This window comes from Hyphomonadaceae bacterium ML37, from assembly GCA_027627685.1.
GTDB lineage: Bacteria > Pseudomonadota > Alphaproteobacteria > Caulobacterales > Maricaulaceae > Oceanicaulis.
In genome coordinates this window covers 626,109-638,236 of record CP091241.1, presented here as the reverse complement: position 1 = coordinate 638,236, position 12,128 = coordinate 626,109, and the positions used below count along the sequence as shown (strand labels likewise).

Here is a 12,128-nt window from a genome sequence, read left to right as displayed (position 1 = left end):
GCCTTTCTAGATCTGCCCGACGGTCTTGAGCCGGGCGCTGGGGTGGATCTCGTTCTGGCTGATCACCACGGTCTGGGGCCGGAAGCGTTCGGCCAGCGAGCGTACATAGGGACGCGCCTGCGGGCTGGTCAGCAGCACCGGCACGTCGCCCGACGCGCCCGCCCGGTCAAAGCCCTCTCGGACCCGGGCCACGAAGTCGCGCAGCGAGGACGGGGCGAGGGCGAGCTGGCGCCGCTCGCCATCGCCGATCATGGCTTCAGCAAACGCCTGCTCCCATTGCGGGCTCAGCGACAAAACCGGCAGCGTCCCGTCGGGACCCTTGTTGGAATAGCAGATCTGGCGCGCCAGGCGCGTGCGCACATGCTCGGTGACGGCGTCGAGATTCTGGGTCGCCGACGAGGCTTCGGCGATGGCCTCCACGATGGTGGGCAGATCGCGGATGGAGACGCGTTCTTTCAGGAGGTTCTGCAGGATGCGCTGGATGCCGGCGCGGGTGATCTGGGACGGGGTGATGTCGTCCACCAGCTTGCGGTGCTCTTTGGACAGCGCTTCGAGCAATTTCTCGGTCTCCGCGTACGAGAGCAGGTCGGCCATGTTCTCGCGCAGAATCTCGGTGAGGTGCGTGACCAGCACGGCAGCCGGGTCCACCAGCGTATAGCCGCGGAAGGTGGCCTCCTCGCGCAGGCCTTCATCGATCCAGGTGGCGGGCAGGCCGAAGGCCGGCTCCTTCACATGGGTGCCGGGCAGCTCGACCTGCTGGCCGGTCGGGTCCATGGCCAGCAGCGAGCGCATTTTCAGCTCGCCAAACCCCGCCTCCATCTCCTTGACGCGTATCATGTAATGCTCGCCGGGGCTCTGCATGTTGTCGATGATGCGCACCGACGGCAGGACGAAACCGGTCTCCTGCGCCAGATTGCGGCGCAGCGCCTTGATCTGGTCGGTGAGGCGGCGCCCCTCCACATCATTGATGAGCGGCAGCAGCGCATAGCCGAGCTCGATCTTCAGCTCGTCGATATGCAGCGTGTCCTCAATCGGCGGCTCTGCAGTGGCGGCCTCGGACGCGGCCTGATCGGCCGCATCGGTCTGCCTGTTGACGATGTCGTCAGCGCGCTTGTCCCGCCGCCGTCCGGACATGACCGCGCCGGTCCCCGCCGCTGCGGCCAGTATGGCGAACGGGATCAGCGGCATGCCCGGCAGAAGACCGATGGCCAGCGCCGACCCGGCCACCATGCCCAGCGAGGCCGGATTGGCCGAGAGCTGGCCGAACACCGCCTTGTCCGCCTCGCCGTCCACGCCCGCCTTGGACACCAGAAGGCCCGCGGCCAGCGACACGATCAGCGCCGGGATTTGCGACACCAGACCGTCGCCGACGGTCAGGGTGGAATACGTGCTGGCCGCATCGCCGAACGCCATGCCGGACTGGGCCACGCCGATGATCATGCCGCCAATGAGATTGATCGAGGTGATCAGAATGCCCGCCACCGCGTCGCCGCGCACGAATTTCGAGGCGCCGTCCATGGCCCCGAAGAAGTTGGACTTGTCCTCCAGCTCCTTGCGGCGGTCCTTGGCTTCCTGCTCGGTGATGAGGCCCGCCGACAGATCGGCGTCGATGGCCATCTGTTTGCCGGGCATGGCGTCCAGGGTGAAGCGCGCGGCCACCTCGGCGATTCGTCCCGAACCTTTGGTGATAACCACGAAGTTCACGATCACCAGAATGATGAACACGATAATGCCGATGATGATGCTGCCCTGCATCACAAAGGCCCCGAAGGCCTGAATGATGTCGCCCGCCGCCGCCGTGCCTTCATGGCCTTCAGCCAGGATCAGCCGGGTCGAGGCGATGTTCAGGGCCAGGCGCAGCATGGTCGCGATCAGCAGGATGGCCGGGAAGGCGGTGAATTCCAGCGGCGTGCGGATGAACAGCGCCGTCATCAGGATCAGCACGGAAAAACATATGGACACCGCCAGCGCCACGTCCAGCAGGACGCGCGGCAGCGGCAGAAGCAGCATCACCAGCAGGCTGAGAACGCCCACCGCCATGATGATGTCGCCACGCGCCAGGCGGCGGCCAAAGGCCGCCCAGTCAAAACCGGCAGGCCTGGAAGCGGGAGCGTCAGCCATCAGCGGTCTTTATTCTCCTCAGGCCGCGCCGGCGCGGGTTTCGCCCGGCGCCGGAATCTCTGCGCCGGAATCGGCATAGAGCTTGAGCTTGTTGCGCAGGGTGCGGATCGAGATGCCCAGGATCGTCGCGGCATGGGTGCGATTGCCCAGGCAATGATCCAGCGTGTCCAGGATCAGGTCCTGCTCCACCTCGGCCACCGTGCGCCCGACGCGGTTGGTCGCCTCGTCGGCGGCTTCGGCGGCCCGGCGCGCAATCGTCCCGCCATAGGCGGTGAAGGGCGAGCCGTCTGGCGAGCGGATGGCTTCAGGCGTGATCTGGTCCCCGTGGGCCAGCAGCACGGCGCGGTGCATGGCGTTTTCCAGCTCACGCACATTGCCCGGCCATTCGCGTGTGGTGATCTGCGCCTTGGCCGCTTCGGACAGCGGGCGGTAGGCCACGCCATTGGCCTTGGCGTATTTGCGCAGGAAATGATCGGCCAGCGCCACGGCGTCCTCGGGCCGGGCGCGCAGGGGCGGCACCGCCAGATTGACGACATTGAGCCGGAACAGAAGGTCCTCGCGGAACACGCCATCGCGTACGGCCTGGGCCAGATCGCGGTTGGAGGTGGCGATGATGCGGATATTCACCTTCACCGGCTTGCCGCCGCCGACCCGGTCAATCTCGCGCTCCTGCAGGGCGCGCAGCAGCTTGGCCTGCAGGCGGACATCCATTTCGGAAATTTCGTCCAGCAGCAGCGTGCCACCGTCGGCCTCTTCAAACTTGCCGATGCGCCGGGCTACCGCGCCGGTGAAGGCGCCCTTCTCGTGACCGAAAAGCTCTGATTCCAGGAGGTTTTCCGGGATCGCCGCGCAATTGACCGAGATGAAGGGTTTGGAGGTCCGCTTCGACATTTTGTGGACATGACGGGCCATCACCTCCTTGCCGACGCCGCTTTCGCCGGTGATCAGCACGGACGCCTCCGACGGCGCGATGCGCTCGGCCAGCGCCACCACGCTCAGCATGGCCGGATCGCGCGCCACCAGCGGGCGGTCATCATCAGACACCGCCGCCAGAACCGCCCCGATCAGATCGGGATCGGGCGGCAGATGGATGAATTCCTTGGCGCCGGCGCGGATCGCGCCTGCAGCGGCCTCGGGGCGCACATTTACACCACACGCCACGACCGGAACGATGATCCGCTCCAGCTCGTTGGCGGCGATCAATGCGCCGATATCCAACGACACGTCCACCATCATCAGATCCGCCCCGCGCCCGGCGCGCAGATAGGCGGTCGCCTGCTCGATGGTGTCCACCTGCGCGACCTTCGCGCCGCGGTCCATGGCGATCTTGGTCGCGATGGTCGATTGCCCGCCCAGCGAGCCTACGATCAGAACGCGCATCGTGCAGCTCCTTCAGATACAGCTTCAGTCCGGGTCATGCGCCGTCACCATCCTTGATGATTTCCGTCATGGTCACGCCCAGCCGGTCCTCGACCACTACCACCTCGCCGCGGGCGACCAGGCGGTTATTGACGTAGATGTCGATGGCCTCGCCCACCTTGCGGTCCAGCTCCAGCACCGAGCCGGCGGTAAGCTTGAGCAGCGAGTTGACGTCGATATGCGCCTTGCCCAGCACGGCGGAGATATTGACCGGCACGTCGAACACCGGCGCCAGGTCGACAGCCGTGCGCACCTCGTCCTCGATCAGCGACTGGCCTGCGCCGCCGCTATGCGTCAGCCCGCCATGCGCGGCTTTCGAGCCGGCGAGGTCCTGAAGCTTCAAATCGTCCTGGCTCATCATCGTCTCCTTCAGGCGGCCTGGCCGCCAGCGTCTGCGCCGGATGCCGCAGCATCGCCGCCCGCCGGCGCGGCGAGCCATTTGCGGGCGGTGTCTTCAAGGCGCTGTTCGATATCGGCGGCGGTGTGCTCCACGGCGCCGGCGCGCCATTCCAGCACCACATCGCCCGGACCCACCTCTTCATCGGCGCGCACGATCACTGCGCCCTCGAACCCCATGCGCGCCGCTTCGCTGTCCAGGCGCTCGGCGATCTCTTCCACCAGCTCGGGCGCGACCCGCACCGCCAGGCGCGGCTCGGCGCGCAGCTCTGCCAGCGCCTCGCGGGCGCAGGCTTCGATGGTGTCGGCGCCATAGCGGTCCAGCGCCGCGCCGGCGATGGCGCGGGCGGCGGCCATCGCCAGACGCACGGCGTCGGCGCGCATCGCCTCGGACTCGCTATCCATGCGCGCCAGCACCGCCTGCATCCGCCCGGAAATCTGGCGCAGGGTTTCGGCCATCCTGGCGGCATCGCCTTCAGCGGCCTTGCTGGCCGCTGCGTCAGCCATGGCGCGCGCCTCGTCTTCGGTGAAGACGCGCCGCACGCGCTCGCCATCACGCAGCACAGTGCCGTCCGCAGCGTATTCGCGGTCGAAGGCGAACCGTCTGAATGATGTCGTCATATCCGCCTCCCTAGTAAATCAGCTCGTCATCGCCGCCGCCGTCGGCGATCAGGATTTCGCCTTTGGCGGCCAGATCCTTGGCGAGATTGACCATGGCCTGCTGGGCCTGATCCACGTCTTTCAGGCGCACCGGCCCCATCGCCGCCATGTCCTCGCGCAGGATTTTCGCCGCGCGTTCGGACATGTTGGAGAAGAACAGATCGCGCAGCGTGTCCGAGGCGCCCTTCAGCGCCAGGCCCATCTGGTCCTTGGGCACCGAGCGCATCAGCGTCTGCACGCCTTGGGGATCGAGCTTGCCCAGGTCTTCGAACACGAACATCAGCGAGCGGATTTTCTCTGCGCTGTCGCGGTTGCGCTCTTCCAGATTGGCCAGGAAGCGGTTCTCGGTCTGGCGGTCGAAATTATTGAAAATGTCCGCCATCAGCTCGTGGCTGTCCTGCTTGGAGGTGCGCGCCAGATTGCTCATGAATTCATTGCGCAGCGTCTCCTCGATCTTGTCGAGGATTTCGCGCTGCACCGGCTCCATGCGCAGCATGCGCATCACCACTTCCAGCGCGAAGTCTTCTGGCAGGGCTCCGAGCACGCGCGAGGCGTGCTCGGGCCTGATCTTTGACAGCACCACCGCGACGGTCTGGGGGTATTCGTTCTTAAAGTAGTTGGCGAGCACGACCTCGTTCACATTCGCCAGCTTGTCCCACATGGTCCGCCCGGCCGGACCACGCAGCTCCTCCATGATCGAGTCCACCTTCCCGGAGGGAAGGAAGGCGGAGAGCACCCGGTGCGCCTGCGCGACCGAACCTGTGATGGAACCAGTCGACGACATGGAGCTTACAAAGTCCATGATCAGCTTTTCTACAGCACTGGCGGTGACATTGCCGAGCCCGACGATGGCCTGGGAAACGACGCGAATCTCCTCGTCATCCATCATTTCCCATAGGCGGCGCTGCTCGTCGCCAAGCGCTAGGAGAAGAACAGCCGCTTTCTCTGGCCCGGCGAGGCTGGCGGGATCATCAATCTTGCGAAGCCCCCCTGAATTGCTTGCCATCACGCGCTCTCATGCATCCAGGTGCGCAGAATGCTCATGGTCTCGTCAGGGTGCTGCTCGACCAGGGACGCCACCTTGCGCACCGAGGATTTCTTCACCTGGCCGTCGATATGGGCGACGTCGATGCGCTCCTCGTCGTCCTCGTCCTCGGGCAGCAGGGCGCGGTCCGAGCCCGGCTGGGCGGCGATCTGGGCCTGGCCGGGGCGGGCCGGAAGCGCGGCGCCAGACGCCGGCGCCGGCAGGGCGGGGCCGCCGCCAACCGCGCCGCGCACCAGCGGCCGCGCCACCAGGAAGATGATCAACAGGCCCATTAGCGCGATCACGGCGAGCTCGGCGGCGCGCATGATGTCGGCGCGCTCCATGCGGAAGCCCTCGGGCGCGGGCGTGCCCGCCGTCAGGTCGGGCCGGGAAAAGCGCATCTGCGCCACTTCCAGCACATGGCGCTCGCCATCAATGGCGCGCACATCCATGCCCGCCGCCGCGGCGACCAGCGCGCGGATGCGGTCCATTTCCTCTGCGGTGCGCGGCTCGAACACCAGCGATCCGTCCTCTCCGCGCGCCGTGCGCTCGTCAACCACCACCGACACGGCCAGTCTCTGCAGCTCGCCCGCCTGCACCACGCGCGTACTGGTGGTGCGCGAGTTTTCAAAATTGCGCACATTGGTGCTGCGCCGCGACGTGGACATCTCGCCCGGCCCGCCGGCACCCTGCTCTTCTGCTCCGGGCTGGTTTTCGGTGGCCGACACGGCGCCCTGGCGCCCGGCGGGCTCGCTGGATTCCTCGCTCTGAACCTCGCGGCTCACTTCCACCTGAAGATTGGGATCAAATTCCAGCCGGGTCTCGGTCAGGCTTTCGCGGTTCACTTCCGCCGTGACCACCACACGCGCGGCGCCGGGGCCCACCACGCCTTCGACCACGTCCAGAATGCGCTGGCGCAGCGCGGCTTCCAGACCGGTGCGGCGCTCCTCGATGGCGGCGCCGCCGGGATTATCGCCCTCTGACGGGCTGGCCAGCAGGCGGCCCTGATCATCGGCAATGGTGATGCGCGTCGGCGACAGTCCCGGCACGGCCGTGGCGATCAGATTGGAGATGGTGGAGACCTGGCCCGAGGACAGCTGCCCGCGCACGCTGATCACCACAGACGCCGACGGCTCCTGCTGCTCGCGAGAGAACAGGCGGCGCTCGGGCAGCACGAGGTGCACCCGCGCGCCCGACACCGCGTTGATGGCGTTGATGGAGCGCGCCAGCTCGCCTTCCAGCGCCCGGCGCGCATTGACGTTCTGGACAAAGCTGGTGGCGCCGATGCCATCATTGGAATCGAAGATTTCGTAGCCCACAGAGCCAAAGCTCAGCGCGCCGCCCGACGCCACGCGCAGGCGGGCCTGGTCGACCTGCGCGGCGGGCACATAGATCGCCGAGCCGCCGTCACGCAGCTCATAGGGGATGCCGGCGCCGTCGAGGCGCTCGGCCACTGACGCGGCGTCGCGCGTCTCAAGACCGGAGTACAAGAGCGCCTGCGACCCACTGCCCGGATTGACCAGCAACAGGATCAGCGCCAGCGCCACGCCTGCGGTGAGCCCGAAAATCAGGCTCAGCCGGCCAATTCCCAATCGGGAAAGCTGTTCAAAAAACGCCGTCACGTGTGATGGGCCCCGCCTGAAACACAGTCCAGAGGCGCTTTTGGCCCCCGGCTAGGCAAGTTTTTCCCACTGCCCGCGTAAACGAGGGCTTAACAGCTTGAATCAGAATGCACTGCGGGCGCGCGCCGGGGAGGCGCACGCCCGCAGGAATTGCGTGTTGCAGACCGGCTATTGGCGGTAGTGCTGGATCCGCGTGGTGCGCAGGCCGGCCAGGCCATGGCGGTCGATCGCGCGCTGCCAGGAGAGGAATTCCTCCACTGTCAGGCGGTAGCGATCACACGCCTCGTCCAGGCTCAGGAGCCCGCCACGGACCGCCGCGACCACTTCAGCCTTGCGCCGGATCACCCAGCGCTGGGTCTCCGGGTTCGGCAGATCGGCCACTGTGAGCGGGCTGCCATCCGGCCCGATCACATAGTTTTCCTTCTTCGCTCGACGTTCCATCCGACCCATCCTTGTCAACAGGCGCGTCTGTCGCGCGCCCTTTTGATGGGTGTGTTATACCCCAAGCGTCTTTCCGAACCTCTAAAGCCCAAGGTAAACGTCTGGCTAATCAGATATTTAGAAAAAATTCACCCCGGCGCTTGCGCGCCGGGGCGAGGGAACGCCGGTGGGACGGCGGGAAAGGGGTCAGGTCTAGCGCTTCATCTGGATGGCTTCGGCGAGCATTTCGTCCGCCGTTGTGATGATGCGCGAGGAGGCCGAATAGGCCCGCTGGGTGATGATCAGATTGGAGAACTCGGTGGCGATATCGACATTGGAGTTTTCCACCGAGTTGGCGGCGACACTTCCGGCAGCGCCGCGGCCGGGGGCATTCATGGTGAAGGCGCCGGAGTTCTCGGTCACCTGGAACGAAGCCACGCCAACGCTGGCCATCCCGTTGGGATTGGCCACCGTGGCGATGGGTATCTGGTAGATCTGGCGGACGACGCCGTTGGAGAAGCGCGCCGAGACAAATCCGTCCGGACCCACTTCCACCCCGGCGAAGGCGCCGAAGATGGCCCCGTCCACAGTGGTGGAGTTCAGCGTCGAGGGGCTGTCGAACTGGGTGATGCCCCCCGGCGCGCCCGCCGTGCCGAGATCCAGGCTCACCGCCTGCGCGCCTACGCCTGTGCCGCCCGCCCACTGAACCTGGTTGGCGCCCAGCGCGCCGCCAAAGTCAGAGGACAGGAAGTTCAGCGTGGTCGGCAGGGTCGAGGCGCCGGGATTGATCTGGCCATTGGTGTCGAACGCCACGACGCCGGTGGCGATCTGGCCGTTGTTGAGGCCAGCCCCGGTGGCGACGTCGCTGGCGGGCTCTACGTGCAGCTCGGTGAACCACTCGTTGGCCGTGGGCGATTTCAACATGGACATGGTGATCGACCGCACCCCGCCCTGGCTGTCATACACTTGGATGGTGCGCTGGAAGTCCGGGGTCACCGAGCCCGACGCCATGTTGTTGGCGGGATCGGCGGAGTCATAGGTCGCCGCCGCAGGCGATACGGCCTGACTGGCCTGCAGATTGGCGTTGATGCGGATCGAGTTGGTGGCTTCCGCCGCGCCGCCGATATTGGACAGGTTGATCGCTTCCAGCTCGTCCAGATTGGACGGGTTCTGGCTGACGCTGCCGTCCGACCCTACTGGCCAGCCATAGAGATACATCCCCACATCATTGCGCAGGAACCCCGAATTGTCGGTCTGGAACGCCCCCGAGCGGGTGAACAGCACTGAATCCGTGCCTGCTGTGGAAGTTGACGACGGGCGCACGACGAAGAAGCCGTTGCCGTCAATGGCCAGATCCGTGGGCGAGGCGCTCGGATTGAGGATGCCCGCCGAGTTCACATCAAGGCGCGAGTTGGAGGTGACGCCTGCGGAGCTGTAACGCGCCTCGCCGCCGCCGCCGATCTTGTAGTTGGGCGTGAACACGGTGTTCACCCGCTTGTAGCCGGTGGTGTTCACATTCGCGATATTGTCCGAGATCGCCGCCAGCGCCGAAGAATTGGCGAGCAGGCCCGACGCCCCCGCAATCATGGCTGAATTGATAGACATGCTTTCAGTCTCCCACGTCCTGCCCGGATGCCGGGGGCTTTTGCCCCGGCTCCAAGTGTTTTGTCAGGGCGCCTTCAGGCGCCCGGGTTCTGATCAGCCGCGCGCTTCACGCACCGCGATGACATTGGCGAAGGGCGCGCTCACCGCGCCCAGTTCAACACGGACCTCGTCACCGGACAGGTCCACGCCGGTGACCCGGCCGGACACCCGCACCGGCGCCGCAATGCGTTCGCCCTGCGCGTCACGCGCCACGACTTCCAGCTGGTAGAGGCCGGGCGCCATGACGTTGCCGGCCATGTCGCGGCCATCCCAGACCAGATCATGACCGCCCGAACCGGTTTCGCCCGGCAGGGTCGCCACCACGCGTCCATTGAGATCGCTGACCACCAGGTCAGCAGTTTGCGCATTGCGATCGAGGCTGTAGCTCCAGCGCGCCTCGCCCCCGGCCAGCTCAGCCGTATCGGTGGCCAGCGTCACATCCCGGCCGACATAGCCGGACGCCGACATCACCGCGCTGGCGCTCTGCATGGCCAGCAGGGCGTCGAGCGAGCGGGTCTGGGCGATCTGTTGCTCCACCGAGGAGAATTGCACCAGCTGATTGACGAATTCCTGTGAATCCATCGGGTTGAGCGGGTCCTGGTTCTGCAGCTGCTGGGTCAGCAGGCGCAGAAACGTGTCGAAATTGTCCGCCAGATTGCCCGCAGCCAGACCGCTGTCGGACGCCCCGTTCATGCCGGGCAGAATCTGGCCGATCGGGTTGAGATCAAGCGCCATGGCGATGCGTCCTCATGCGTGTCATGCCTGAATGTCCAGACCCGCGGCGCGGGCCAGAGCGAAACCGTAAAGCGCGGTCATCGGCGCGCCGGGCCGGGCCACATCTATTTCCACGACGCTGCGCGCACCGCGCGGCGTCTCAAACCCGGGCGCATCGCGTTCGCCGCGTTCGCCGCCGAGGGTGAAGGACAGCCCGTTCTCGGCCAGATCCAGCCCGGCCTCGTTGAGCGCCCGCTCCAGATCACGCGCCGTACGCTGCAATTCCTGGAGCGTGTCCGGGCGTTCGGCGGTCAGCATGGCCTTGACCATCTGGTCCTTGCCCATTTCCAGGCGCACGCCGACCCGTCCCAGTTCGGGCGGGTCCAGGCGGATATCGAACACCCGCCCGCCTTCGCTCTGCCGGCGCACGATCTGGGCGGCCAGGGTCTGGACGGTCTGCGGCGCAAAGCGCGGCGCGGCGCCCGGCGGCATCGGTGCGGAGCTGCGCAGCACCTCAGCGGCGCGATCGGGCGCGCTGCGCATTCCGGTGTCGCCGGACGGGTCCAGCGGCATGTCGCCGGCGCGCGGCGCTGCGGCCTCGGCGGATGGCCGGCCCTGGGCCTGAAGCAGCGCCTGGAACGCATCGGCGCTGCGTGCAGCCGCCGGCAGGTCCGGCGCTGGCGTCTTGGCCGGGGCGCTGGCGGGGGCGGGCGTTGCGCTTTGATCCTGCGCTTTCTCGCCTGCCGGTCCCGGCTTGGCGGGCTCGTCGCCTGCCTTGCCCGCCTGGCTGCCCGGCGCGACGCGGCGCGCTTCAGCGTCACGCCGCACCGACGCTGCGTTGGCCGGAAGGGTCACGTCCGGCGCCGCCACAGGCGCGGCGGGCTGAGCGGTGGAGTTGGCCTCAGCGCCTGGCGAAGGCGTTTGCTGAGATGCAGACACCGGCGCGTCCGGTTCCTGTAAATCAGTCTCGACCGGTGAGGAATCCAGGACCGGGCCCGGCGCGCCCTTGACCGGTGCGCCCGCCTCTTCCGTCCCCGGCTCCACCGGCGTGGAATCAAGCGACGGTCCCGGCGTATCCTTGACCGGCGCGCCCGGCGTGGTGCGGTCAGGCTGGACCGGTGAGGAATCCAGACCCGGCCGCAGCGCGCCCTTGACCGGCGCACCCGTCTCTTCAGTCCCCGGCTCCACCGGAGAGGAATCCAGCGACGGTCCCGGCGCATCCTTGACCGGCGCCCCCGGCGCGGCCCGATCCGGCTGAACCGGCGAGGAATCGAGCGAGGGAAGCGGCGCGCCCTTGACCGGCGCACCCGTCTCTTCTGTCCCCGGCTCCACCGGCGTGGAATCCAGCCACGGTCCGCGTGCATCCTTCACCGGCGCGCCTGGCGCGCTCGTGTCCGGCTGGACCGGTGAAGAATCCAGACCGGGCCGCGGCGCGCCCTTGACCGGCCCGCCGGCTTCTTCGGATCCAGGCTCCACCGGCGTGGAATCCAGCGAAGGCCCCCGCGTGTCCTTATTACCGGCGCCCGGCCATTCGGCGTCCGGCTCGACCGGCATGGAATCGGGTGACCAGCCGGTCACGCCCTTGACCGGCGCGCCTGGCGGCTGTGTATCGGGCGCGCCGGGGGCGCGGTCCGGAGTGCCGGTCTCGCCTCCCGGGGCGGGACGCTGGCGCGCAGCGCCGGTCATCAGGGTTTGGCGCAGCCGGTCATCCGCCCCGCCGCCCGCCATGCGCGCATCCGCAGACACGGCTTCGCCCAGCAGCGCATCAAACACGCCAGCGGTCGCTGTATGGTCAGACGCGGCCCCGCCGCCGGTACGGATCTCAGCCGCGCCGGGGACCAGGCCTGGGATGATGGCAGCCGCAAGCGGCATGATGACAAACCCTGATGTTCATGGGGTGCGCCGCCTTTTGCCGCGAACTGATCAGCCCGCGCGCTTTGGGCGCAGGCATACGCAACCCCACAAGCAAGCGCCGCGCCAGCCCAGCCCACCGCTTACAATTCAATAAAATCATATACTTAAAATGATCATGGTCCCTGGCATATGGCGCCGCCCGGCAGATTCTGACGGGTCAACAGGGGCGATTCCTGCCGCCCTGGGGCCGTCTG

Annotated in this window: 10 protein-coding genes; all 10 read right to left on the bottom strand. The window is 67.1% G+C overall.

Annotation, left to right across the window (positions count from 1 at the left end; genetic code table 11):
- Positions 1–6 precede the first annotated feature (6 nt).
- A complete protein-coding gene (gene flhA / locus L2D01_03215; protein WBQ10799.1) occupies positions 7–2,121 on the bottom strand; it encodes a flagellar biosynthesis protein FlhA in 2,115 nt (704 codons plus the stop codon).
- A gap of 18 nt (positions 2,122–2,139) precedes the next feature.
- Positions 2,140–3,501 carry a sigma-54 dependent transcriptional regulator gene (locus L2D01_03210; GenBank protein ID WBQ10798.1) on the bottom strand — a complete coding sequence of 454 codons (1,362 nt, stop codon included), beginning with the start codon at positions 3,499–3,501 and terminating at the stop codon, positions 2,140–2,142.
- Between the two features lie 34 nt (positions 3,502–3,535).
- The gene (fliN, locus tag L2D01_03205) at positions 3,536–3,898 is read right to left on the bottom strand and encodes a flagellar motor switch protein FliN (protein ID WBQ10797.1); all 363 of its coding nucleotides are present in this window, start codon (positions 3,896–3,898) and stop codon (positions 3,536–3,538) included.
- Positions 3,899–3,909: 11 nt separating this feature from the next.
- Positions 3,910–4,557, bottom strand: a complete 648-nt coding sequence (locus L2D01_03200; protein ID WBQ10796.1) for a hypothetical protein — start codon at positions 4,555–4,557, stop codon at positions 3,910–3,912.
- A 10-nt stretch (positions 4,558–4,567) separates the two neighbouring features.
- Positions 4,568–5,602, bottom strand: coding sequence for a flagellar motor switch protein FliG (gene fliG, locus L2D01_03195; GenBank protein WBQ10795.1), 1,035 nt, complete (start codon positions 5,600–5,602; stop codon positions 4,568–4,570).
- The gene (fliF, locus tag L2D01_03190; GenBank protein ID WBQ10794.1) at positions 5,602–7,242 is read right to left on the bottom strand and encodes a flagellar M-ring protein FliF; all 1,641 of its coding nucleotides are present in this window, start codon (positions 7,240–7,242) and stop codon (positions 5,602–5,604) included. The genes fliG and fliF overlap by 1 nt, the downstream gene beginning before the upstream one ends.
- Positions 7,243–7,410: 168 nt before the next feature.
- Positions 7,411–7,683, bottom strand: coding sequence for a DUF1153 domain-containing protein (locus L2D01_03185; GenBank protein WBQ10793.1), 273 nt, complete (start codon positions 7,681–7,683; stop codon positions 7,411–7,413).
- Between the two features lie 192 nt (positions 7,684–7,875).
- Entirely contained in the window at positions 7,876–9,267 is a 1,392-nt protein-coding gene (locus L2D01_03180) for a flagellar hook-basal body complex protein (protein ID WBQ10792.1), read from the bottom strand.
- Positions 9,268–9,360: 93 nt separating this feature from the next.
- Positions 9,361–10,041, bottom strand: coding sequence for a flagellar hook assembly protein FlgD (locus tag L2D01_03175; GenBank protein ID WBQ10791.1), 681 nt, complete (start codon positions 10,039–10,041; stop codon positions 9,361–9,363).
- A 21-nt stretch (positions 10,042–10,062) separates the two neighbouring features.
- Entirely contained in the window at positions 10,063–11,892 is a 1,830-nt protein-coding gene (locus tag L2D01_03170) for a flagellar hook-length control protein FliK (GenBank protein ID WBQ10790.1), read from the bottom strand.
- Positions 11,893–12,128 lie beyond the last annotated feature (236 nt).